Source organism: Sphingopyxis sp. TUF1 (assembly GCF_036687315.1).
In the GTDB taxonomy this organism is placed as follows: domain Bacteria; phylum Pseudomonadota; class Alphaproteobacteria; order Sphingomonadales; family Sphingomonadaceae; genus Sphingopyxis; species Sphingopyxis kveilinensis.
The window spans coordinates 2,601,568-2,626,547 of record NZ_CP144683.1; the positions used below are offsets into that span (position 1 = coordinate 2,601,568).

At 62.7% G+C, this 24,980-nt stretch carries 17 protein-coding genes and 1 pseudogene; 8 read left to right on the forward strand and 10 right to left on the reverse strand.

Annotation, left to right across the window (positions count from 1 at the left end):
* Window positions 1–74: 74 nt before the first annotated feature.
* Window positions 75–2,366 carry a TonB-dependent receptor gene (locus VSX77_RS12285; RefSeq protein WP_338424895.1) on the reverse strand — a complete coding sequence of 764 codons (2,292 nt, stop codon included), beginning with the start codon at window positions 2,364–2,366 and terminating at the stop codon, window positions 75–77.
* Window positions 2,367–2,575: 209 nt separating this feature from the next.
* On the opposite strand from VSX77_RS12285, the gene VSX77_RS12290 reads away from it, so the two are divergent.
* Window positions 2,576–3,886 (forward strand): spinster family MFS transporter, encoded by a 1,311-nt coding sequence (locus VSX77_RS12290; RefSeq protein ID WP_338424896.1) that lies wholly within the window; start codon window positions 2,576–2,578, stop codon window positions 3,884–3,886.
* Window positions 3,887–3,942: 56 nt separating this feature from the next.
* On the opposite strand, the gene VSX77_RS12295 is transcribed toward VSX77_RS12290, so the two are convergent.
* The 8 genes and pseudogenes from VSX77_RS12295 to VSX77_RS16470 all read right to left on the reverse strand — a co-directional run.
* Window positions 3,943–5,463: a GH39 family glycosyl hydrolase gene (locus VSX77_RS12295; protein WP_338424897.1), complete on the reverse strand. Its 1,521-nt coding sequence runs from the start codon at window positions 5,461–5,463 to the stop codon at window positions 3,943–3,945.
* Window positions 5,464–5,545: 82 nt separating this feature from the next.
* Entirely contained in the window at window positions 5,546–6,814 is a 1,269-nt protein-coding gene (locus VSX77_RS12300) for an MFS transporter (protein ID WP_338424898.1), read from the reverse strand.
* Entirely contained in the window at window positions 6,814–8,274 is a 1,461-nt protein-coding gene (locus tag VSX77_RS12305) for a glycoside hydrolase family 30 protein (RefSeq protein ID WP_338424899.1), read from the reverse strand. The genes VSX77_RS12300 and VSX77_RS12305 overlap by 1 nt, the downstream gene beginning before the upstream one ends.
* 133 nt (window positions 8,275–8,407) lie before the next feature.
* A complete protein-coding gene (locus tag VSX77_RS12310; protein WP_338424900.1) occupies window positions 8,408–9,925 on the reverse strand; it encodes a glycoside hydrolase family 30 protein in 1,518 nt (505 codons plus the stop codon).
* A gap of 49 nt (window positions 9,926–9,974) precedes the next feature.
* Window positions 9,975–10,784: an SDR family NAD(P)-dependent oxidoreductase gene (locus VSX77_RS12315; protein ID WP_338424901.1), complete on the reverse strand. Its 810-nt coding sequence runs from the start codon at window positions 10,782–10,784 to the stop codon at window positions 9,975–9,977.
* A 12-nt stretch (window positions 10,785–10,796) separates the two neighbouring features.
* Window positions 10,797–12,872: a PQQ-dependent dehydrogenase, methanol/ethanol family gene (locus VSX77_RS12320; protein ID WP_338424902.1), complete on the reverse strand. Its 2,076-nt coding sequence runs from the start codon at window positions 12,870–12,872 to the stop codon at window positions 10,797–10,799.
* Complete coding sequence (locus tag VSX77_RS12325) at window positions 12,856–13,764, reverse strand: acyl-CoA dehydrogenase family protein (RefSeq protein ID WP_338424903.1); 909 nt, start codon at window positions 13,762–13,764, stop codon at window positions 12,856–12,858. Before VSX77_RS12325 ends, VSX77_RS12320 begins: the two co-directional genes overlap by 17 nt.
* Window positions 13,765–14,076, reverse strand: a pseudogene (locus VSX77_RS16470) (hypothetical protein); the annotation flags it as partial. It lies immediately after the preceding gene.
* Between the two features lie 104 nt (window positions 14,077–14,180).
* Between VSX77_RS16470 and VSX77_RS12335 the strand changes: the two are divergent.
* The 3 genes from VSX77_RS12335 to VSX77_RS12345 are packed head-to-tail and all read left to right on the forward strand — an operon-like array spanning window position 14,181 to window position 17,983.
* Window positions 14,181–15,740, forward strand: a complete 1,560-nt coding sequence (locus VSX77_RS12335) for a class I adenylate-forming enzyme family protein (RefSeq protein ID WP_338424905.1) — start codon at window positions 14,181–14,183, stop codon at window positions 15,738–15,740.
* Between the two features lie 2 nt (window positions 15,741–15,742).
* Window positions 15,743–16,867, forward strand: coding sequence for an acyl-CoA dehydrogenase family protein (locus tag VSX77_RS12340; protein ID WP_338424906.1), 1,125 nt, complete (start codon window positions 15,743–15,745; stop codon window positions 16,865–16,867).
* A gap of 15 nt (window positions 16,868–16,882) precedes the next feature.
* Window positions 16,883–17,983, forward strand: coding sequence for an acyl-CoA dehydrogenase family protein (locus VSX77_RS12345; protein WP_338424907.1), 1,101 nt, complete (start codon window positions 16,883–16,885; stop codon window positions 17,981–17,983).
* A gap of 129 nt (window positions 17,984–18,112) precedes the next feature.
* On the opposite strand, the gene VSX77_RS12350 is transcribed toward VSX77_RS12345, so the two are convergent.
* The gene (locus VSX77_RS12350; RefSeq protein WP_338424908.1) at window positions 18,113–18,979 is read right to left on the reverse strand and encodes an enoyl-CoA hydratase-related protein; all 867 of its coding nucleotides are present in this window, start codon (window positions 18,977–18,979) and stop codon (window positions 18,113–18,115) included.
* A 119-nt stretch (window positions 18,980–19,098) separates the two neighbouring features.
* Between VSX77_RS12350 and VSX77_RS12355 the strand changes: the two genes are divergently transcribed.
* The 4 genes from VSX77_RS12355 to VSX77_RS12370 are packed head-to-tail and all read left to right on the forward strand — an operon-like array spanning window position 19,099 to window position 24,889.
* Window positions 19,099–19,389: a putative quinol monooxygenase gene (locus VSX77_RS12355; protein WP_338424909.1), complete on the forward strand. Its 291-nt coding sequence runs from the start codon at window positions 19,099–19,101 to the stop codon at window positions 19,387–19,389.
* Between the two features lie 10 nt (window positions 19,390–19,399).
* Entirely contained in the window at window positions 19,400–20,230 is an 831-nt protein-coding gene (locus tag VSX77_RS12360) for an SDR family NAD(P)-dependent oxidoreductase (protein ID WP_338424910.1), read from the forward strand.
* Window positions 20,231–20,261: 31 nt separating this feature from the next.
* The gene (locus VSX77_RS12365; RefSeq protein WP_338424911.1) at window positions 20,262–21,446 is read left to right on the forward strand and encodes a mandelate racemase/muconate lactonizing enzyme family protein; all 1,185 of its coding nucleotides are present in this window, start codon (window positions 20,262–20,264) and stop codon (window positions 21,444–21,446) included.
* On the forward strand, window positions 21,443–24,889 hold the full coding sequence (locus tag VSX77_RS12370; protein ID WP_338424912.1) for an indolepyruvate ferredoxin oxidoreductase family protein: 3,447 nt from the start codon (window positions 21,443–21,445) through the stop codon (window positions 24,887–24,889). The genes VSX77_RS12365 and VSX77_RS12370 overlap by 4 nt, the downstream gene beginning before the upstream one ends.
* The last annotated feature ends 91 nt before the right edge of the window (window positions 24,890–24,980 follow it).

The following is a 24,980-nucleotide window of genomic DNA, read 5'->3' on the forward strand; positions in this document are numbered from 1 at the left end:
GTTCGTTCGGCCAAGCAGATTGAGGAAGCCCGCGGCGCCGCCGCGAACTTCCAGCAACATCCGCCGATCGGTAATCAGTAATCGACCTTCAGGCGGACACCGACCGTGCGGGGGCGGGCGTAATAGACGCGGTCGCCGGGTTCGAAGGCGGGCGTACCGGCCTTGATGTCGAGCAGCTTGACACTGTTGGTCAGATTGTTGGCAAAGACGCCGAGCGTCCAATTGTCCGCGACATAGTTGACCGCCAGGTTGACGTTGTGACGCGCGGGAACCTTGCGATATCCGGGATCGGCCGGGCTGAAACGCGTGTGCGTGGCGCTGCGGTACGAATAATCGGCGACCATCGTCACTTCCGCCGTCGGCGTGGGAATCGTGAATTCCGCTGAGGTGCTGACAATATATTTGTTCGAATAGGGTGTCTGATCGCCTTTGTTCGCGCCGAAATTGTTGGTGCCGCCATTGAACTCGGCGTCATTGTAGGACGCGTTCATCGACAGATAGAGCTGGTCGCCGACCTGCATCCCCGTCTCCAGCTCGACGCCGCGGCTGCGGATTTTTCCGCCATTGTCGATATAGCTATAGGCGCAGGACGGCAGACGAACGGTGCTCTGGATGTTCGACCAGTCGATATAATAGGCGCTCACGTTGAGCGTGCCCCTGCCGTTCAGGATTTTGTTCTTGGACCCGATCGCATAATTCCAAAGCCGGTCGGGCCCGAACTGCATCGGCGCGGACGAAAGGCCGAGGTTCGCAAGGTCGGTCCCGCAGATCGAGGCGGGGACGGGGAAGTTCACGCCGCCATAGCGGAAGCCTTTCGACGCCTCCACGAACAGCATATTGTCGTCGGTCGCATGGAAGGTCACGGCGGCGCGGGGGTTGAATCCGTCAGCCTTCGCCTTGCCGATGTCGCCGAGAACGATATTCGGGTCCTGCCCGAGCAACCCGCCCTGATCGACCGCGAACTTGTTCGTGAAAGTGAAATAGCGCAGGCCGGCGGTCACCTCGAGTGCCGGCGTAATGGCGTAAGAAACTTCGCCGAATACCGCGAACTGCTCGTCCCGCAGGCGATAGTCATAATAGCCATAGCTGTCGGGCACGCGCGCATCGCCGAGGGTGACCGAGTCATAGGGAAAGCCGAGGATGTCCGACAAGGCAGCGTCGAAGCCGGGCGCGATCACCTCCTGCTGGAAATTGCGCCTGTTGTTCTCGTAAAACGCGCCAAGCGTCCAGGAAAGAGGACCGTCGGCTTTCGACGACAGCCGGATTTCCTGCGCGAAGTTGCGGAGTTCGTTGGAGATCGCCGACTCCGTCTGAAGCGGCGGCTGGAGCGTTCCCGCGAATATCGAGAGGAGATAGCCGGTCAAGAGATCGGCCGCCGTGTCGTGGCTTACCGAGCGATCGACGTAGGAAGTGGACGTCGTCAGTTTTGCGAAGCCGACGTCGAATTCGTTGGTCAGATTGTAGATGAGCAAATCATCTTTGCCGCCATCGGGTCCCAGGAACCGGCTTTCATAATCCTGCCAGTCCGAATAGCCGAGCACCGCGCCATCGAGCTTCAAGTGCGAGTAGATGACGCTCGCGTCGACCGTCACAGCTTCCGATGGCTGCCAGCGCAGCGCCGCGCGCGCCTGGGTCACGGTCTCGTCGTTGATATTCTTAAGGCCGAGAACCGGATTGTCCATAAAACCCTGATTATAACCTTGATAGGCGGTGACGCGCAGGGCGAGCTTGTCGTCGACCAAGGGCACGTTGATCATGCCGCGCAGCGAATAATTGGCGCCGCCCTCGTCGGTGGTGGACAATATGCCTTCGGTGCTGCCCAGCGTTTCGCGAAGATCGGGCTTTTGCGTGATGTAGCGGATGGTACCCGACATCGAGCTCGCACCGTATAACGTACCCTGCGGGCCGCGAATGAACTCGACGCGCTCGAGATCGTAAATTTTGAGGTCGGGGTTCTGACCCTGGAGCGAGATCGGCGTATCGTCGAGATAGACCGAGACGAGCGACCGGTCGAGGACGTTCGATGCGTCGACGACCTGTCCGGCAGTGATGCCGCGAACGATGATATTGTTGCTGCCCGGACCGTTCTCCTGGAGCGCGAGCGAAGGAAGCGTGCGCGCCAGATCCCCCATGCCGCTTAGCCCGCGGGCTTCGAAATCCTCGGACGTCACGACCGAAATGGCCATCGGCACATCCTGGATGCTCTGCTCGCCGCGCCGGGCTGCGGTCACAACGATTTCATTGTTGCCTGTTCCGGCGGTGGCCTCGTCCTTTGCGTCCTGAGCATGAACGGACATCGGCAGAAGCGCGGCGAGAGCGCAGCTCGCAAAAACCGAGGCGCGCACGCCCGCTTGATGGCTTTTCATAATTTCCTCCCCATTTTTATAATGTCTACTGGTAGGTAAATTATGATCGCGCGATGTGACGGAGTCAAGGGTAGGGCAACTTTTGCTAATTATCGGCAGAAAATAAGGGGTTTATAAAATATTTGACATGCGGCGGCATCATTATATTCTACCTTACGGTAAATATATAGATTGAGGATATCCGGTCTGCGCCGGCACAGGGAGGCGACATGTCGAGTGCCAAGGATGGCTATAAATTGCCGAGGTTCACCATCGGCTTGCTGGTGTGTATTTACACCTTTTGCTACATTGACCGACAGATCATCAATATCCTCGCCGAGCCCATCAAGAACGACCTCAGCCTGTCCGACAGCCAGCTCGGCTTGATGACGGGCATCGCCTTTGCGATCTTCTATTCGACCATGGGCATCCCCGTGGCGCGGCTGGCCGAGAAACATCACCGCGGCTATATCATCGCTGCGTCGGTGGCGCTTTGGAGCATGTTCACCATTGCCTGCGGCTTCGCAAAATCCTTCGGCTGGATGCTGCTCGCACGCGTCGGCGTCGCCATCGGCGAAGCCGGATGCACGCCGGCGTCCAATTCGCTGATCATCGATTATACGCCGCCGGAGAAGCGCGCGCGGGCGATCTCCTGGTATATGCTCGGCGTCCCGCTTGGCCTGCTTATTGGCATGGCATCGGGAGGGGCGCTGGCCGATCTATATGGTTGGCGGACGGCGTTCGTCGTCGCGGGTCTTCCGGGGTTCCTGCTTGCCATTCTGGCGATCGTCAGCATCAAGGACCCGCGCCGTGGCCGGACGTTTACGGCAAACGATGACGCACCCGCCGACGTCGCCGCGCCGATTGCCCTGATCGACACGCTGAGGACACTCGCGCGCAACCGTCCCTTTGTCCTTGTCGCCGTCGGCGGCGCGACGGCATCCTTCATGGCGAACGGGCAGGTCGCATTCCTGGCGGCCTTTCTCCTTCGCGTTCATGGACCGGGCCTCGAGACGATGTACGATGTCGGTCCGATCACCGTCGTCGGCCTGACGCTGGGCCTTGTTGGCGGAATTTTCGGCGGCATCGGAATGCTGGCCGGGGGATGGCTCGGCGACAGGTTCGGCGGCCGCAATTTCGAAGGATATATGACGGTATGTGCGCTCGCTGCCGCGCTTGCCATCCCGTTCTTCGTTCTGGCGCTGCTTGCACCAAGCTGGGGATGGGCGGTGGCCGCGCTTATCCCCGCATCGGTGCTGGGTTCGGTCTGGGGCGGTCCGGTGTTCGCGCTCATTCCCAGCATCGTCGCGCCGAACATGCGCGCGACGGCGGTCGCCGTGGGCCTTTTCGGCATCAATCTGATCGGTCATGGCGCCGGGCCGCTCTTCACGGGGCTGCTCAGCGATTATTTCGCGACGACGCACGGGCCGAGCGAAGGGCTTCGCCTCGCGCTTGTCGTGTCCACCCTGGTGGGACTGGCGGCGATCCCATTTTATCTGATGGCCCGCTCCGAACTAAAGCGGGCGACGGCTGCCGGCTGATCCGGAAAGAACGGGCTCTGCCTTACGCCGCGTCGGCGCGAGGCAGAGCCCGGGGATTATTCGCGAATGAGCCGAACCAATTCGATACCGGGCGGGGGCAGGGCCCCCTCGATCGAGACAATCGACCCCGAGCGGATTTCGGTCGGCAATTCGGTCATGTTTCCGGCGTCGCTGATCCGGAACCGCTCGATGCGATAGGAGCCGGGTTCGAGGTTGCGCACCGAAAGCGAATAGCCTCCATTGTCGGCGTAGCTGAGCTCGCGGCGCGGAAGCAGCGTGATCTTCCCGCCCGCGATATTGTCGGGCATGCTGATCACGTCGCCATCGGGCCGCGGCACCAGATAGGCCTCGGGAATCTGGAAATTGCTGATCAGGATCTGCGTTAGCCTTCCATCTTCGGACGTGCCAGCGACTGCCGCAAATCCCTTGTCGTCGGCCCCGGTAAGGGCCAGGCGCAAGGGGGTATCCTTGAGCTTTCCGAGCGCGATGAAGGCGCTGCCGACTTCGTTCGGGCTCGCGCCGTCGGCGCCGAAGGGCGAATAGCCGTTGTAATAAAGCGAACGCTCGATCGGCGAATCCTGCATGTAGAGCACCGACGAGGTCATGAACGCGGCGCGGCCCGCCGCGCTGACCAGATCGGCTTCGGTCAGCATGATGCCGCCATTCCATTCGTCGAGAAAAAGCTTGGCATCGGTCAGACCGCGCTCGTCGAGCAGGCGACGCAGTTCGGCTGCGATAACATTGAAACCAATGGGGTCGTAGGAATCGATCCCATACCAATGCCAAGAGAAGAAATCCAAGGGCAGCTTGTTGCGGCTGACATAATCCATGAAGCCTTCGCGGAAAGGCTGGACATCGTTGGACACCGAAATTGCGGGACCGCCCACTTCGAGCGTCGGATCGACCGATTTTACGGCCTTAGCGATGGCAGCATAGAGTTCGTAGAATTGCTCGGGGGTACCGGACCAGAAGCCGAGATCGAAATCGTAATCGGGCTCGTTCCAGAGCTCCCAATAGCGAATGTTGTGATGGAAGCCGTTTGCCCATCCGCAATTATAATGCATCACAAGATGCTTTACGATCGCGGCATATTTTTCGGGATCGGGCGGCGAGGAATCCGCCCGGATCGTACGGCCGATCCGATAGATGACGTCTGCTCCGATATCGACGATCGACTGGACGAGGTCGTCGGTCGGTCCGAAATTATAGCTCGCCGGATCTTCGGGATCGGCAGACATGTCGGGGAAGACGACCGCGCTATTCAGCGTCGACAGATCGAGCGCCGTGCCGTCCGCCAGCGGCATTTCTCCGACATAGCGGCCATCGATGTCGCCGGCTCCGGGCATATCGTGGGTGCGAACGATGTCGATGCGGGCCATCTTATAGCCTTCCGACACGTCCACGCCCGTGTAGCACAGGAAGGGCGCCCAGGTGTCGAAGAAGCTGGTGGGCTCCATCGCGGTTTTGATGGGCGGGCGCGGCGCACCGCTGACGCCCTGCAGCGATCTAAGGAGGCCGAGTGGCCGGGAAGAATCGACGTCCAGCTTCCGCAAGGACAGGGGGGCAGCGCTACTCATCTATTTATTCTCCAATCATGCCGTGACGGACGCCCTCGAGGGTCAGGTCCGCCGAACTCTCATTCGATATTTTCATTCCGGGCTATCCGCGTACCGATCGCGCGGTGGGCCGGGTCGCGGCTCCCGACATCAGGCCTACCGCGATAGCCGCGATGACATCGCCGGCGATGAAAATCTGAAAGGCCAGATCATAGCTTCCCATATGGTCCCGCGACATGCCGGCGACTTGAATCGCACCCAAGGCTAGCGGCAGCGACAGCCAGAACATCAGGCCGAGCGTGAAGCCGAAGGAAGCGGAGCCAAAACGGGCGCCGATCAATATATGCCAGGCAGGATATACGCCGCCGATGGCCGCGCCGCACAGGGCACATGCCGCCAAGAGCGCTCCCCAGCCGGGCTCGCCGATGAGGACGATCAAGAACCCGATGTTAATGAGGCAAACGATGGCAAACAGTTGGCGCTTATCGACCAGGTCCGCAATCCATCCCACGACCAGCTTTCCGCAGATCGCCGAGCCGGTCAGGACGGACATCAGCGCCGCGGCTTCCCCGGCTGAGAAGCCCCGATCGATAGCGTAGGGGATCAGGGAAATAAGCAGGGCCTGGTCGCTGCCGAGAAGTAGCCCGGCGCCGATCGCGAGCAGCCAGAAGTCCTTCGTCTTAAGGAGAGTGAGTAGTTGATCCTTGCTGCCGCGCGGTGCCGCCTCCTCTTCGACGGCAGGCGAGGAAGCCCCGTCGACAAATTGCCCGACATCGGCCGGACGGTCGCGAACGAGGAGCAGGGTGAGCAGGATGATGGTCGCTGGAACAAGCGCGCCCTGGATCATCAGCGCCGTCCGCCACCCATAGGCTTCGAGATTATGCGCGATGAAAGGCACGACCAGAAAGCCGCCGGCAGAGGTGGCCACCGCCATGATGCCGAGGACGCGCCCGCGCAGGCGGAAGAACCAGCGCGACGCCACGGCGACGGTTCCGAGCGATCCGCATGTCACCGCGCCAAAGGAAATCAGGAAGAATATGGCGAGCGCAAAAACCGTGACGGTGTCGCTGAGCGCGATGATCCACAGCCCGATCCCGATCGCAACGCCACCGAGGCAAAACAAATGCCGCGATGACGAGCGATCGATAAGCCGGCCGACGATTGGACCCCATGCTGTCATCCCGACGAGGAGAAGCATGAGGCCGTAATTGACCATGGTTCGCGACAGGCCATATTCCTGCTCGATCGGGGTCACGAACAGTCCATATCCGTAAGTGGTGCTGCCGATCGCTATGAGCGTCAGGAGAAAGCCCGCCGCGGCGACGCGCCAGCCCTTGTAGGCGGCCACGTCCTTCCATGCTTGCGCCGGCATCACTTGTCCCCGCTCCAGATGAAGGTCGACTGCGAGTGGGCGGGCAAGGCGGCGGGCAACGTGCGGCCATTCCACGCGATATGGATCGTTTGCTTCTCCGCCGCCTTGTTCATCGCTTGGGCCACCAGTTTCCCGTCGGGCCGTTCGAAAACCAGAAACTCGACATCCGGTACCTCTCCTTCACTTTTGAGACGCACCGATCCAGGGCGCACGAACTTGGAAAAATGCCCGAGCGCATAATAGGCGCCGGTATAGGTTACCGTCTTTTTGTCGCGGTCGATATGGACCAGCGCCTGCTGGCGATTGACCGGAAGAAAGTTATGCGGCCCGGATACAAGCACGGGGCCGCCGCGCTGGTCCAGGACCGCGTTGGCGAACGACCAGGCCGACGCGCCCGCGGCAAGGTCCGAGAAAATCTGTCGGCCCCAGAATCTGCTCGTCGCAAGACTCAACCGGGGCAAATCGATCGATCGGCACTTCCAGCCATATTCGAGCGGTATCATATTGTCGCATTCGCCGGTTTCCGACATCCAAAGCGGCTTGTCCGGATAGGTCTTGTGGAGCCCGATGACGTTGTGCGCGCCGGCTTCGGGCGTATTTTGTCCGTCGAAGCCGGCGTCATAGCCGTGATAGGTCAAGCCATAGGCCGCGTTCAACAGCGTGGAATTCTCGAAGATCTGGGGATAGGCAACGGCGGCGATGCTGCGCAGCGTCGCGTCGCCGAGCATCAGGCGGGTCGCCAGTCCGGAATTCTTCAGATCGGGCGCAAAATGCGTCGAGACCAGGTTCGCATATTCCGAATAGCTGATCTTCGTATAATTGCCCGGTTCATTGAACGGGCTGATATATTCGATATCTATGCCTTTCTTTCGATAGGCTTCGAGATATTTGATCAGATATTTGGAAGCCGTTGCATAGTGGTGGGGATGGATCATCAGCTTGGTGTTGGTCGACAGGTCGATCAGCATCCAGTCCGGGGGGTAATACATGCTCGCGAGCGTCACGAATGCGCCATGCCCCTTCGCGCGCTTGATGAAGGTGGCGACGCCATTCTCCCCAAGGTCGCGGTCGACCGCGAAGCCATCGAGCGCGACATCGCCAGCCTTGTCCTGGTAGCTGAAATAGTCACCCGCCGACGACATCGGCGAAGCGCCGATCGGCGTGGTCATCGCCGACATGCCGATGCCTTTGTCCTCGCTGAACAAGGCGGCGAATACCTCCTCCTGCTTGTCCGCTGACAAGGCGTTGATGCTCATCAGTCCGGCCTCGCTGAAACCCGCACCGAAGCCGATGATCGGATGACCATCTTCGGCCGGACCCACGCTGATCATGTTGCGCGTATCGCGCCGGGGTGTCTCGAACCGCAGTCCCTTTCCCGGCTCCAGCCGCGCGCCTGCATCGGACGTGGTGAACACTTCGACAGATTGGGCGAAGACGGCGGACGGGGCGGCAGTGGACATGGCCAGGCAAATCAATGCGGCGTGCAGCGGCCGAGGCCAGCAAAGGCTGTGCGACATAAGCGTGCGCTCCTTGAAGAACGGAATTACAATGAGGCGGCGGCGGCGACTGGCGCCCGGTTGCCGCGCGGCGCTATTATTTTGTCGCACCGGCCTTCTCCCACACATAGCTGGAGATCGAGCGCGCCGGCAGGTCGAGCCGCAGCGTGCGTCCGTTCCAAGCGAGCGACGATGTTCGCGGCTCGAAGCTGCTGTTCATGACCTGCGCCACCAATTTTCCGTCGGGCCGCTTGAAGGCGAGCACGCGAATATCGGCGGCTTTGCCCGTGGTCGTCACTCGCACCGAGCCGGGACGGACGAACTTGGCGAAGTGACCGAGATAATAGAAGACGCCGGGATAGAGGATTTCGTCATGGTCGCGGTTGACATGGACAACCGCCTGCTGCCGGTTGATCGGCGGATAGGAGTGGAGAGGGGATGGCAGCGAGGGGCCGCCTGCCTGGTCAAGGAGCAGGTTCCAGTAGGTCCATGCCGAGGCGCCTGCCTCGAGCTCCGAAAAGATCTGCTGGCCCCAGAAATCGCCATCGTCGAAGCCATAGACGGGCAGTTGCCGGATCCAGCTGCGGTGAAGCGGATCGGTCGGCCAGCCGCCGTCGTGGTAACAGGCCTCCGACATCCAGAGATGGACGTTCGGAAAATCCTTGTGGAGCTGCGCGATACCGGCAACGGCCTCGGAATCGTCGCGATTTTCGACATGCGCATAGTCGTAATTATGGTAAGTGAGGCCCGTGATATATTTGGCGACCGCGGGATCCTTCAGGATGGGCGGATAGGCCGCGCTCGCCAGCCTCCGCTGCGACGCATCGGCGAACTGGATTTTTGTGTCGAAGCCGCTTTTCTCAAGATCGGGCCCCAAGTGGTCGCGAATGAAATTGCCGATCTCGAGAAAGCTGATTTTCGTATAGTTGCCAGGTTCGTTGAATGGGCTGAGATAATCGATGTCGATGCCGATCTTTCGATAGGCTTCGAGATATTTGAGAAGATATTTCGAGACATAGGGATAGTTTTTGGGCGGCAGCTGGTTCATCGGCGTCATCTGCATCGACGTCAGCAGCCAGTTGGGCGGATAGTCCATGCGCGCAGCGAGCGTGAAATCCCCATATTTACGCGCCCGCTGGATGAAGGTCGCGGTTCCCGTGGGACGCAGGTCGCGCTCGATCGAGAAATGGTCGAAATTAAAGTCGCCGGGCGTGTCGGCATAGGTGAAATAAGGGCCAGCCGCCTGCATGTCGGTGGCGTGAATATAGGTAATCATGGCAGAAAAGCCGACGCCCTCATTCGGGTCGAACATCATGCGCATGACCTCTTCCTGTTTGCCCGGCGAGAGATCGTTGATCGCGATCATCCCGGCCTCCTGGAACGAGGCGCCGAAGCCGATGATGGTCTGGTCCGTGGTTTTTTCGTCGATGGCGAAGTCCGCCTTCGCTGCGCGATCGGCCGTAAACGACACGGCGGGCTGTACTTTCAGCCGGTCACCGCGAATGGCGCTGACCGTCAGTTTCGCTTCTTGTGCTAACGCGGATTGGGGCATTGCCAGCAAACCGGCGATAGCGGCCAGTAGCAGGCCCTTCGATTTGGACGATCGCATTCTCATGGTGCTCTCCCGATTTTTTCTTGTTCGTTTGCCGATTGCCGGTGGGTATTCAGCTGGCCTTGGGCCGCGAAGCGTCGCCAACCGCGCCATAGGCGGCCCACCCCCCATCGACCGGCAGCGTGACGCCGGTGATGAACGAGGCCCAAGGCGATGCGAGGAAGACGACGGCGCGGGCGATCTCTTCGGGTTCGCCTGAGCGGCCAAGCGGCATCCGCCGAACATTCATATCGATAAATTCCTGCGGCATCTGATCTGTCATCGGCGTCACGACGAAACCGGGCGCCACCGCATTGACTCGGATATTGTGCCTGGCGAATTCGGTCGCCAGCGTCTTGGTCAACATGACGATCGCCGCTTTCGAGACGCCATAGCCATTCGAGGCGGGAAACCCCGCGAGGCCGGTGATCGACGAAAGATTGACGATGGCCCCGCGTTTGGCCGGGATCATGACGCGCGCCGCGGCGCGGGCCATCAGGTAGCAGCCCTTCAGATTGACGTCGATGACGCGCTGCCAGCTGTCCACATCCTGCTTGACGGTGGCGGCAAAGGCCTCTGCGATCGCGGCGTTGTTGACCAATATATCGAGCGATCCAAGGCGCTGGGTCGCTTCTTGCACGATCGCCTCGGCCGAGGCTTCGGCGCTGACGTCGCCGGCGACGGCGATCGCTCCATCGCCGATAAGCTCGGCCGCCGATTCAGCCCGGGATTGGTCGAGATCGTTGATAGCAACGTGCGCGCCGCACCGGGCGAAGGCCTCTGCCATGGCAAAACCCAGCCCCCCGGCGCTGCCGGTGACCAGAACCGACCGGCCCGTTAAATCGAGCTTGGGAAAGTCGCTGCCTTCGATGTGTGTTTCCATCTCCACTCTCCACTATAAATCGCAGCCGCCTGGATTGGGCGACGCACGGCAAGCCACATAGGCGCGGATCGTTTCGGCCTGATCGGGCGTGATACGACCGCCGAAACCGATCATTCCGGAATCGGTCAGCGCGCCTTCGATGACGATCTTCTTCCAGAGGTTCGCATCTCCCAGCGCGTTCGACCGGCGCAGGTCAGGGACCACGCCCGCCGACATCGCCGCCATTCCATGGCAGGCGCCGCAGGTCGTGGTGAACAGCGCCCGGCCTTCGGCGATGCGCTTGCGGCTCCAGACCAGCGGGACCGTCTTGAGGGGCGGGATCGTGGCGGTGACCGGCGGCAGTTTCGCTTTGCCGTCGAGCGTGAAGGCCAGGACCCGGCCCGCGATTCGCGGTCGCGGGCCGTCGAACTCGGGAAAGGACAGGGGAAGTGCGCCGCCGTTGCCCGCGACGATCACGATATATTGGCGTCCGTCCACACGGTAGCTGATCGGGCCCGGCAGCAGCGGAACCTGTGCATCGAACTGCCACAGCGGCTTGCCATTGGCGGCATCGAACGCCTGAAAGCTCCCATCTGCAAGCCCCTGAAAGACAAGGCCGCCGTCGGTAGCGAGGACGCCGCCATTCCAAGCCCGCTTGTGCGGCACACGCCAGGCGGCCCGCTGCTTAACCGGATCCCACGCCACCAGCTCGCCCCGCATCATATTCATGAAGGCGGCGATGTCCTTCTTGCTTGTCGGCGGCTTGTAGTCGCCCGACGCCAGACCGAGGTTGAGCCGCCCCTCTTCGAATTTGAAACTGTCCGCCGACTTGTAGAAATAGGGAATTTGCTGGGCCGGAATGTAAACGAGCCCGGTTTTCGGACTGAAGGCCATGGGATGCCAATTGTGCGCGCCGGCGCCGCCCACGGTCGCCAGAAAGGGCTCGTCGCGGAACCGTGCGGCCGGGTTTTCGACGGGCCGTCCGCTGACGGGATCGATGCGGTCGGCCCAGTTCAGCGGAACGAATTTCTCGGCCGAGATCAGCGCGCCATTCGTTCGGTCGATGACGTAGAAAAAGCCGTTCTTCGGCGCGTGCAGAATGACCTTGCGGGTGCGCCCGCCGATCTTGAGATCGGTCAGCGTCATTTGCTGGGTCGCGGTGAAATCCCAGGTCTCGCCCGGTGTCTCCTGATAGTGCCACAGATATTTTCCGGTGTCGGGATCGAGCGCGACGATCGACGACAGGAACAAGTTGTCGCCCTTGTCCTCCGAGCGGAAGCGGCGGTTCCAGGGTGAGCCGTTTCCGACACCGATGTAGAGGCGGTTGAGTTCGCTGTCGTAAACGATCGAATCCCAAACCGTGCCGCCCCCGCCGGCGCGCCAATAGGCGTCGCCGGACCAGGTGGACCGCGCGAGCTTTTCGAGCACCGCGTCGGACGCGGCGTGGTCCTGCGCGCCGGGTTTGCCGGGCACGGTGTAGAAGCGCCATGCCAGCTTGCCGGTCCCGGCGTCATAGGCGGAAACATATCCGCGGACGCCGAACTCGGCCCCGCCGTTGCCGATGAAGACCTTGCCGCGCGCGACGCGCGGCGCACCGGTGATCGTATAGGCCTTGGTCTGATCGACCGTGACGATGCTCCAGAGCAGCTTGCCGCTTTTTGCGTCGAGCGCGACCAGCCTGCCGTCGAGCGTTGCCGAATAGATTTTGCCATTGTCATAGGCGGCGCCGCGGTTGACGACATCGCAGCAGCTGCGCGCACCATATTTGCCCGGCACTTGCGGATCATAGGACCAGAGCTCTTTGCCCGTCGCCGCATCGAGCGCGAGGACCTTGCTCCAAGCCGTGGTCACGTACATCACGCCGTCGACGACCAAGGGCGTGGATTCCTGACCGCGATCGGTGTCGAGATCGTGCGACCAGGCCAGCTTCAGCCGGGACACCGTGTCGCGGTTGATGTCGGCCAGCGGCGAGAAACGCGTTTCCTGGCTGTCGCGGCCATGCTGACGCCAGTCGTCAGCGCTGCCCTCGCCGGCATCGCCGCTTCCGCAGGCCGCCAGCAGCAGGGCAGGCAGCATCGACAGGCGGCGCATCTCAGGCGCTCGCCGCATTGAAGGGGATGTCCTTGTCGACGCGAATATCCGCCGGCAAGCCTAGGACACGTTCCGAAATAATGTTGCGCAGGATCTCGTCGGTTCCGCCGGCGATCCGGTAGGCCGCGCCCCAATACCAGCCGCGTTCGATGTCTTGCCATTCATGTCCGAGGGTACCGCGATCGAACACCCCTTCGATACCCATCATGTCCATCGCGAGGTAGGCCGAGCGCTGCCCCTGATTGGCGATGATCGGTTTGAGGACTGCCTGCTCGGCACCGGGGACCTCGCCCCGCGTCAACGCGGTCTGGCCGCGATAGGCAATGAGCCTGGCGCCAAAATTATTGAGCCAGCATTGGGCCAGCCTTTCCCGCACCCGCCCGTCCTTGATCGCGGGGGTCGCTCCGACGCGAGTCCGTTTCGCGATCTCCACCAACAGGCGGGAGTCGATGAACTCCAGATCGGTGCCTGCGGCGCCGCGCTCGAGACCCAGCGTCGTCATGGCCACCGCCCAGCCGGTTCCCGGGGCACCGACCCGGTACCCGTCGCCGATCCGGACGTCGTTCAGAAAGACCTCGTTGAAGTCGCTTTCGCCCGAAATCTGGCGGATCGGCCGCACCTCGACGCCGGGCGCCTTCATGTCGACGATGAACATGGTGAGGCCGGCATGCTTGGGGACGGACGGATCGGTCCGGCATAATATCAGGCCGAAGTCCGAATAATGCGCGCCCGTCGTCCAGACCTTCTGGCCGTTCAACACCCAATCGTTGCCGTCGCGGACGGCACTCGTTCGCACGGCGGCGAGGTCAGACCCGCAAGCTGGCTCGGAAAAGAGCTGGCACCAGATTTCATCGCCGCGCAGCGCCGCGGCGATGAAGCGCTCGCGCTGCTCGTCGGATCCGCGATGCATCACCGTGCCGACGCACAGGAAGATGCCGATGCCGAAGAAATGCAGCGAGTCCGAAGCGAATTTCGCTTCCTCCTGATTGTAGATGAGCTGCTCGATTTCGGTTCCGCCATAACCGCCGAAAGCGCGCGGCCAAGTCAGCGCGGAGAAGCGGTTCGCGGCCTTGGCGCGCTGGAACGTCCGCGCCCGGGCGAGACGCTGCGCCTCGCTCAGGTCAGCGACCGGCGAATCTTTCCGCAGCGGGAGCTGGCCCTCGAGCCAGCTGCGAACGGACTGGCGGAATTCTGCCTCCTTCGGTTGATCCTCCAAGTTCACTCGTCGCTCCCTGCCCTATATTCCGTCTTGTCACGTTATACCTACCGGTATATAGGATATGCAACGACGTCAAGGCTATGACGGATTGCGATTGCAGGTGAGAGATGCTGATTTCAGGAATGTTGCGGAGAGCCGCTCATGGTTTTCCGGGCAAGCTGGCGCTGCGCGATAACGGCGCGAGCCTGACCTGGGGTGAGCTGGAAACGCGCGTGTCGCGGATCGCAGGCGGGCTCAATGGGCTCGGGCTAAAGCGCGGCGACCGTGTCGCGGTCCTCGACCAGAATGGCATGGCGTTTCACGATGCCTATCTCGCCTTGCCCTGGGCCGGGATGGTCATGGTGTGCATCAATATCCGCTGGTCGACGAGCGAAATTGCCGACGCGATCAACGACAGCGGGGCCCGGGCTCTGCTCGTCGGCCCCTCATTTCTCGACCTAGCCCCGGCGATCCAGGCGTCCTGCCCCGCGCTCGAATTGCTCATCGCGACCGAGGACGGGAAAGGCCATGCGAGCTGGGCCGCGCTCGCGCGCGAGCCCGGTCGCGTTCCCGCCGCGGATGCCGGGCCAGACGCTCTGGCCTACATCCTGTTCACCGGCGGAACGACCGGGCGTTCGAAAGGCGTGCAGATATCGCACCTCGCCTTCTTTTCGGCCGCGCTGATGCGCCTTCATACCGGCGACTTTACGCATGACTCGGTCGTCGGCCTCAGCCTGCCGCTCTTTCACGTGTCGGGCGCTGCTTTTGTCGGCGCCAATCTCGCCGCCGCGTCGCAACTGGAGCTCTTGCCCTCGTTCGAGCCGGTGACGGCGATGGAATCGGTCGAACGGGCCGCGGTGACCCATGTCGGCTGGGTGCCGACGATGTTGTCTATGGTGCTCAATCATCGCGACTTGGCGGCGCATGATCTGACCAGCCTGCGCCGCGTTTTCTACGGCGCGTCGCCCATGGCGCCATCGTTGCTGCGCCAGGCGATGGACAGCCTGCCATCTGCCCGCTTCGTGCAATATTATGGCATGACCGAGACTTGCGCGGGCGGCACCTGGCTCGGCGCACAGGATCATGATCCGGGAGAGGTGGAACGGCTCGGTTCGATCGGCCGGACGGTTCCCGGCATGGAACTCGAAATTCGCCGGATGGACGAGACCCATGATGTTGCCGCCATCGATGAAGCGGGAGAGGTCTGGATGCGCGGACCGATGGTCACGAGCGGATATTGGCAGCGCCCCGATGCAACGCGCGAGGCGCTGACGGCCGATGGCTGGCTTCGCACGGGCGACGTGGGTCGGCGCGACGCGCATGGCTTCGTGTATCTGGTCGACCGGTTGAAGGACATGATCATTACCGGCGGCGAGAATGTCTATTCCACCGAGGTCGAGAATGTCATCTCGGCGATGCCCGCCGTGCTGGAATGCGCGGTCGTCGGCCTGCCCGACGAGCAGTGGGGCGAGGTGGTTTGCGCGCATATCCATCTTCGCGATGCGGCGGAGGTCTCCGAAAAGGCGATACAGGATCATTGCCGTCAATTTCTGGGCGGCTACAAGATCCCGAGGCGGATTTTCTTCTCCGAGGCGCCGTTGCCCAAAACGCCGGCCGGGAAGATATTGAAGACCGAACTCCGCCGGAACGGCGACGCGGCGGCCATCGCTTCGGCAGAAGCGCAATAGCCATGGAGATCGCATTCAACCCAGAGCAGATCCAGCTTTCGGACTCCCTGCGGCGGTTTCTGGACCGGAGCTATGGTCCCGATCACCGCCGTTCGATCAGCGCCGGCCAGGCAGGCTGGAGCGAAGGCATCTGGCGCGAATTTGCAGGACGGCTCGGAATATTGGCGATCCTCGATGATCGCGAGCGGGCGCTGCGCGAGCGATATGCGAGCCTGGCAGCCGTCATGCACCGCTTCGGACGGGCGCTGGTTGTCGAACCCTTTCTCGAGACAGTGGTGCTCGGAGGCGGCATCGCGCGGCGCTCGAAAACCGGCTTGATCGCGTCTCTCCCGGAGCGGATCTCGGCTGGCGACTGCCGGCTGGTCCTGGCGGATATCGACCCGCTTGCGGAGCGCCCAGGCGAAACAACCGCGGCGACCGCGCAGCGCGCAGCGGGCGGGTGGGTGCTGCGCGGACGCAAGGCGGCGGTCGCCTGGGGGCCCGCGGCAACGCATCTGATCGTGTCGGCGGTGAGCGACGAAGGGCCTTCGCTGTTCCTTGTGCCGGCCGAGCATCCGCAGCTCGGCCGCCACGACTTCGAAACGGTCGATGCGCGGTGGGCGTCGGACGTCGTCTTGTCGGATCTAACGCTGCCGCATGATGCGCTGATCGGCTCGGCCGGCGGTGCGGCGGCACTGGCCGGGCCAGCGGTACAGGATGCGATTTTCGCCATATGCGCCGAGGCTGCCGGCGTCCTCGAAGTGATGACAGAGACCACCATTCACCATCTTCGCCATCGGCGGCAGTTCGGCAGCGCGCTCGCCGACTTTCAGGTTCTTCGCCACCGCGTCGCCGAGATGCACATGCACCTGGAATCGCTCTGGTCGATGATCTGGTTCATGGTCCAGCATATGGACGGCGAGGGGGACGCGCGCTCTGCCGCCATGTCCGCCGGCAAGGTGGTCGCGGGCAAGGCTTGCCGGTTCATTGGTCAGAACGCGATCCAGCTGCATGGCGCGATCGGCCTGACCGAGGATTACAGCCTCGGCGCCTATTTCAAACGATCGACGGTGATCGAGCGGCAGTTCGGGACGACCGGGCAGCATCTTCGCCACTTCCGCGATCATTCGATGTCGCAGTCGGTCTAGCTTGGGGAAAGAGCAATGGAATTCGATTTTTCCGAAGAACAGGAACAGTTTCGCGACCAGTTGCGCCGCGCGCTTGCGCGTCCCGAACTGGGGAAGGACGCGGCGCGTTCGGTGCTGAACGGCGAGGCAGCCCATAGTGCGGCATCATGGCAGCTCCTGGCCGATATCGGTGTACCCGCGATCATGATCGATGAAGAGCATGGCGGCCTCGGCCTCGGCCCCCTCGAACTTTGCGTCGCGGCGGAGGAAATCGGGCGCTCGCTGGCGCCCGTTCCGTTCCTGTCCTCGACCGTGATCCTCGCCGAGGCAATCCGCTGTTTCGGTTCGAAGGAACAGCGCCGCAAATGGCTCCCCGGCCTGGCGGACGGAAGCGTGATCGGGAGCTGGGCCATGCATGAAGAGGGAGGCGGCGCGTTCGAATTCTCATGCACCACCAGGATTGCCGACGGGAAGCTCACCGGGCGCAAGCGACCGGTTCTCGACGCGGGGATTGCCAGTCTCCTGCTCGTCGGCGCCACCAATGCGGACGGCGAATTTGTCCTCGCCGTCGCCGAAGGGGACGATCCCGACCTGCACGTCGAGCCGGTGGGAACAGTCGATCCCTCACGACCGTGTGGCGCGCTGTCCTTCTCCGGCGCTGCCGCGGAAATCCTGCCGGGCGGGGGGCTTGCCGGGTGGCGCGACCTGCTGCGGCAGGCGGCGATCCTGTCGGCCTTCAGCCAGCTCGGCATGGCCGACAGCGCGCTTGCCATGGCGCGGGCCTATGTGCTCGAGCGCCATGCCTTCGGCCGGAAAATCGGTTCCTATCAAGCGATCAAGCACAAGCTGGCGGATATCTATGCGCGCAACGAGCTGGCGCGGGCGCATTGCTATTATGGTGCCTGGGCACTCCACACGGGCGCGCGGGAATTGCGGCTTGCGGCCGCGGGTGCGCGCTGCTCCGCAACCGATGCTGCAACCTTCGCGGCGCAGGAGAATATGCAAGTCCATGGCGGGATCAGCTTCACCTGGGAGGCCGATTGCCACCTCTATTACCGGCGCGCGCGACAGGATGCGTTGCTGCTCGGGCCGGTCCAGGAGTGGCAGGATCTCCTCGTGGACGAACTCGCCACCTAGGAGAACCGCTGCGCCTGCTCGCGGCGGCCGGCCGCGGGGGTGGTCCGAAGAATCCTGCACGTCGGACCGGGTCGCTGTCGCATCAATTCAGGCGGGAGGGGAGAGCCCGGTCCTGTGACCTTGACCGGATTATTCGGCGGCTGCCCCCATATCGGCCCACCAAGGGAAATAGCCGGGGAGATTGGCGGATACCCGGTCGGGAAACTCCGCCGCCCGAACTTCGAGAAAGCTGTTCACGCCTTCGCGCGCGTCCTTCGAGGCGCCGCGGCTCTGCAGCAGCGCGCTTTCGACGCGGTGCGCTATGCGTGGATCGGGCTCTGCCATATTTTTCCACATCATCTGGCGGGTGAGCGCAACGGAGACAGGGGCCGATCGGGCCGCAATCGCCTCGGCGAGAGCAAAAGCGGCGGGTAGCAGATCTTCCTTCGCATGCACCGAGCGGACCAGCCCGTGCCGATGCGCTTCCTCCGCCAGAAATAATTCACCGCCAAGCGACCATTCCAGCGCGGTAGAGATGCCGACGAGCCGCGGCAGGAACCAGCTCGAGCAGCTTTCCGGGACGATGCCGCGCCGCGTGAAGACGAAGCCGAAGCGAGCAGTCTCGCTGGCCAGCCTGAAATCCATCGGCAGGCAAAGCGATGCGCCAAGACCCACCGCCGGCCCGTTGATCGCGGCGATCACGGGTTTCAGGCTGTCGTAGACTCGAAGCGCGATTTCGCCGCCCGCATCGGGAACCACATCGCCCGGCGCACACACGTCGGCGACGTCGAAAATGTCATCATTCTCCAGATCGGCGCCGGCACAGAAGGCCGATCCGGCGCCGGTCACGATCACCGCCCGGACTGCATCGTCGCTATCGGTGACGTCGAATGCGCGCAGCAGCTCGTCCTTCATCGCCGGCACATAGGCGTTCAGCCGATGCGGCCGGTTGAGGGTTATCGTTGCGACTGCCCCGACGACGTCCAATTCTATCGTGTCGAACTTCACTGCATTCATCCCGATAGAGCCTTGCTATTTACCTTATGGTAGGTAAAAGAACTGAGTCGGCCGCGCAAGCCATTTGTCGGCGGAAACCGGGGCGACCGACGGCGGCCAGCTGTTTTTGGAGAGACGAGATGATTGCAATCATTGCCGCTGTGCGCGTGAAAACGGATCGACTCGCGGACTTCGAGCGCGACTTTCTCCAGTTCGCCGCCGACGTCAGGGCGAATGAGAACGGCAATCTCCTGTTTCAGCTGTGCGGCGACCCGAAGCGCCCGGGCGCGTATAAGATAATGGAGCTCTACGACAGCGAGGATGCCCTGAAAGCGCATAGCGCGAGCGCGCACGCCGCCCGCTGGTCGCCGGTCATTGCCGCGCTGCTCGACGGCGCCCCTGAAATCCAGAAGTTGAATGTGATCGGATGACTGCAGGCGCTTGATCGCGCTGCATCGATCCCGGAGGTTCGAAATGTCTTACACTATCCCGCAGCTGCTTGAAGGCAGGAAAGCCGTTGTCACGGGTGCCGCGCACGGGATCGGCCTCGCCATTGCCAACGGGTTCGCGATGGCCGGGGCGACAGTGCTCATTGCCGATATCGACGAGCCGGCGGCCGAAGCGGCGGCGAGGTCGATCGTTGCGGCAGGCGGCTCCGCGATCGCCGCATTGTTCGACGCCGCGGCGGATGCTTCCTCGGCGTCGCTCGCCGCGACCGCCGAAGCCCGGATGGGCGGGTGCGATATTCTGGTGAACAATGCCGGGATTTATCGCGGCGGTTCGGTCGATTCCGTGACCATCGACGATTTTCAGTCGCTGCTCGACGTCAATCTCACCGGATACCTGCGAACGACGCAGGTCTTGTTGCCGTTGCTCCGCGCCGCAGGCGGCGAGGCGCGGATCGTGAACATGGCCTCGATCATGGGCGTGAGGGCAGGGGCCGACTCCATCGCCTATTCGGTGGCTAAGGCCGGCATCGTCAATCTGACCCGAGCGCTCGCCAGCGATCTCGGGCCGGAAGACATCCTCGTCAACGCCATTGGCCCGGGGTTCATCGATACGCGGATGGCGGTTCTACCCGATGAGGCGGGGCATGAACATGAGACCGACTGGTTTCAGGACATCTATATCAAATATGGCCGCATACCGCTGCGTCGGCCTGGCGTGCCGGACGATGTCGTCGGGCCTGCCCTGTTCCTCGCATCCAGCCAGTGCCGCTACGTGACCGGGCAGATGCTGCTCGTCGACGGCGGCCTGTCTTCCACATTCTGACGGCAATGCCGGACCTGACAGGGAGCGGAAGATGACCAGCATCTCTACTGTTGCGAAAATTCGACACATCGCGGTCGTGCCGCTGCATGGCGAAAGCCCGAAGAACGGATGGGCCAGCGAGATCAAGCCCACCGACTCGATCCATGCCCTGATCTCCGTGCACACCGACATCGGTGTGATCGGCCTCGGGAGTGTCTTCACCGACGGCCGCCTGGTGCAAGCCGCCGTCGACGTATTAAAGCCCTTGTGGGAGGGCGAAAATGCGATGGAGCCCGAACGCGTTTCGGAAAAGCTGCACCAGAACAGCTTCTGGACCGGCCGGGGCGGCACGCTCACGCATGCGATCAGCGGCATCGACATCGCGATGTGGGATATATTGGGCAAGGTTACCGGCCAACCGGTCGGCCGCCTCCTCGGCGGTTATTACCGCACGAAGGTTCAGCCCTATTGCTCGCTCTTGATCGAGAGCCCCGAACAGATCGCCGAGCGCATCCGGGAATTTCGCGGCAAGGGGTTCCGGGCGTTCAAGATTGGCTGGGGCCCGATCGGCCGCGCCAACGATCCGGGTCTCGACGAGGCGATCGTCGGCGCGGCGCGCGAGGCCGCCGGGCCGGAGTCGAGGCTCCTGGTCGACGCGGGGGCGAGCGACGCCTTTTGGCCTCACGGACTGAAATGGGCGCTGCGAACCGCCGAAATGCTCGCCGGCCATGACGTCGAATGGTTGGAGGAGCCGTTGCCGCCCGATGCGCTGGAGGATTTTATCGTCCTCCGGCGGCAAAGCCCGGTGCCCATCGCGGGAGGCGAGGTTCTGACGCGCAGACAAAGCTTCCTGCCCTGGATCGAGCGCGGCGCCCTAGATGTCGTGCAACCCGATGTCACAAAGGTCGGCGGGATCAGCGAGCAGCGCCGGATCGCCTGGGCGGCGTGGGATCGTGGGATCAAATATGTCGGGCATGGCTGGAACACGGCGTTGGGCCTTGCCGCAGATATGCAGCTGGCCGCGGCGAACCCTTCCACCGACCTTGTCGAGTTCATCGGCGGCAGTGCCTATATCGACGGCATATTGGCGGAGCCCTTCATTCTCGACGCGGACGGGTTGCTGACCATTCCGCAAACGCCCGGGCTTTCGGTCACATTGGACCCGGACAAACTCAGGCGCCTCTCGACCGACCCGGGTGCCCTTTTCGGGATGCCGGCAGCCACAGGTGATTCATGATCGACGAACGACCCTTGCAAGCCATTTCGCTGGACGATAAATATTCACCCGACGCGCCAAGTTTTCAGATATCGGGCGTGCAGGCCCTCGTGCGCCTGCTGATCGAGCAGGCGCGCCGCGACCGGTCGGCGGGTCTCCGGACCGCTGGTTATGTCAGCGGATACCGCGGTTCGCCGCTGGGTACCGTCGACAGCGAAATGCGCTCGGCAAGCCGCTATCTCGACGAGGCCAACGTCCGGTTCGAATTCGGCGTGAACGAGGATCTGGCGGCAACGGCGATTATCGGAACGCAGCAGATCGACGTCCTGGGGGACAAGACGGTCGATGGCGTTTTCTCGCTCTGGTACGGCAAGGGGCCGGGTGTCGACCGGTCGGGCGATGCGTTCAGGCACGGAAACCGATATGGCACGTCGGAACATGGCGGCGTCTTGCTTGCCTTTGGCGACGATCATCCGGGAAAATCCTCGACGGTCGCCAACCAGAGCGAGCATGCGCTCGCGGCGATCCAGATTCCGATCCTCTACCCCGCGACCATTGCGGAGATCGTCCAGTTCGGGCTGCACGGATGGGCGCTCTCCCGATATTCGGGCCTCTGGACCGCGCTCAAGATCATCAATGAGACCGCCGACGCGTCGGCCATCATCAAGCGCGACGACCTCGCCATTGCCGATATGGGGCCGACCGAAGAGCTCTCCCTTCCCGAAGGCGGCATCCATTACACCGGCCGCTTTTCGCCGCAGCGGGACGAAGAAATCGTCACGCGCTACCGGCTGCCGCGGGTCCATGAATTCGCCCGCGCCAACGGCCTGAACCGCATCGTGATTAACCCGGCAAAACCACGGCTGTGCATCGTGGCCGCGGGGAAATCCTATCTCGATGTCCGGCAAGCGCTCAAGATCCTCGGCGTCGAGGAGGAAGCAGTCGAGTTGCTGGGCATTCGGCTCTTGAAAGTCGGCATGATTTGGCCGCTTGAACCCCGGATCATGATCGAGGCGGCCGCGGGTTGCGAGGAAATCCTTGTCATCGAAGAAAAGCGGTCGATCCTCGAGGAGCAGATCGCCCAGATCTTGTACAACGCCGGCCAGCGTCCGCGGCTGGTTGGAAAACAAGACGAGAAGGGTTCGCCGTTGCTGCATTCCGATGCGCAGGTGGAGCCGGGCGACGTCGCGCGCGTCATTGCGCAGCGCCTTGCCGCGTTGGGCGAGGCGGCATTCGAAGCGAGGGCACTGGATATGCAGGCTGCCGCGCAAACCGAGCCGGTGCTGCATCCGGGCACCTCCAGCCGCGTCCCTTATTTCTGTTCGGGCTGTCCTCACAACAGCTCGACCAAGGTGCCCGAAGGCAGCATCGCCCTCTCAGGGATCGGCTGCCATTCGATGGCCATGTGGATGAAACGCGAAACCGATCTCGCCCCTGTCCAGATGGGCGCCGAAGGCGCGAACTGGATCGGGGCCTCGCCCTTCGTGCGCCGCAAGCATGTGTTCCAGAACCTTGGCGACGGCACCTATTCGCACTCGGGCCTGCTCGCCATTCGCGCCGCGGCGGTCAGCAAGACCCCCATCACATACAAAATATTGTTCAACGACGCAGTTGCCATGACGGGCGGCCAGTCGGTCGAAGGCGAATTGTCGATCGGACAGGTGGCGCGGCAGGTGCTGAGCGAAGGCGTCTTGCGGTGCGTCGTGGTCAGCGACAACCCCGAAGCGGCCATGCAGCAGCTGACGGGGTTGCCCGTATCGGTCCATCATCGTTCGAAGCTCGACGAAGTTCAGGACGAGCTGCGCGCGATCGACGGCACGACCGTGCTCATCTTCGAGCAGGTTTGTGCGGCCGAGAAAAGGCGGCGGCGCAAGCGCAATCTGATGCCCGATCCCGACCGGCGCATCTTCATCAACGAAGCGGTTTGCGAGGGCTGCGGCGACTGTTCGAAGAAATCCAACTGCGTCAGCGTGCTGCCCAAGGAGACCGCGCTTGGCCGCAAGCGCGAAATCGACCAGTCAAGCTGCAACAAGGATTTTAGCTGCGTCGAGGGTTTCTGCCCGTCCTTCGTCAGTATTTCGGGAGGGGCCCTGCGCAAGCGCGACTGGCCCAGCCTGACCCAGAGCCTCTCGGGCGAAATGCCGGAGCCGGAACGGCTGGCTCGTCAGCAGGACTATTCGATCCTGATCACCGGGATCGGTGGCACCGGCGTCATTACCATCGCGGCAATTCTCGCGATGGCAGCGAATATCGAGGGCCGCGGTGCGACCACCTATAATATGACGGGGTTGGCGCAAAAAGGCGGATCCGTGTACAGTCACGTCCGTTTCAGTGCCGCCGCGCGCGAGGAGGCGCCGGTCAAGATCGGGCGGCACGATGCCGACCTCATCATCGGCTGCGATCTTGTCGTCACGGGCGGAAAGGATGCCCTGGCAACGATCGCGCCGGCGCGGACCTATGTCGTCCTCAATAGCCATCTCGTTCCTACGGCAGGCTTCCAGGCCGAGAGGGATTTCGATTTCGGCGCCGACGCGCTCATGCGCAATATCGCCGCCGCCGCCGGCGAAGAGCGCATTTTTGCGTTCGACGCGCATGCGCTCGCCACGATGCTGTTCAGCGACAGCATCGCCGCCAATATGCTCATGGTCGGCGCTGCCTATCAGCGCGGCCGGCTCCCCGTCGGGGCCGATGCGATCGAGAATGCGATCCGGCTGAACCGGGTTTCGGTCGACCTCAATATCGCGGCGTTCCGGATCGGCCGGGCGGCGGTCGCGCGCCCGGCGGACCTTGCCGAGAAGCTGCAAATTATCAGCCCGCCGAAAGCGCCCATTCCAGAGGGTTTCGACGACATCCTCGCGCATCGGCAGGGCCTGCTGCGCGCGTATCAGAACCAGGCCTATGCGGATCGCTACGCCGCGATCGTCAACCGGCTGCGCGAGCGGGAGCAGGCGGTCGTGCCCGGACGAAGCGAACTGTCGGTTGCGGCAGCGAAGAATCTCTACAAGCTCATGGCCTATAAGGATGAGTATGAAGTCGCGCGGCTGTATCGCTCGCCAGAGTTCAAGCGGTCGGTCGAGCAGATATTTGCCGGCAACTACAAGATGAGCTTTCATCTTGCCCCGCCCATTGCCGCCTTTGGCAAAGAAGGGGAGGCGCCGCGCAAGCGGCAGTTCGGGCCGTGGATCTACTCGCTGTTCGGGCTGCTCGCCAAATTAAAGTTCCTGCGCGGAACCGGCTTCGATCCGTTCGGCTATAGCGCCGAAAGACGCCAGGAGCGGCTTTGGATCGAACGTTATGGCGAGGATCTCGGCCTGATCGGACGCAAGCTCAGCGCCAGAAATTATATGGCGGCAATCGCCCTCGCAAAGGTGCCTGAACAGATCCGCGGCTACGGCCCGGTGAAGCTTCGCGCCCTTCGAGCTGCCGAAATCGAGCGCGAGACGCTCCTGCCCGGGTTGGGGTGATCCGGGGAGCGCAGGACCGACGCGGCTGGGGGCCGCGTCCGTCCGATCCGGCCGTCACCGGAGGCAGGCAGGTCCGCTTCCTGGAGGGCGC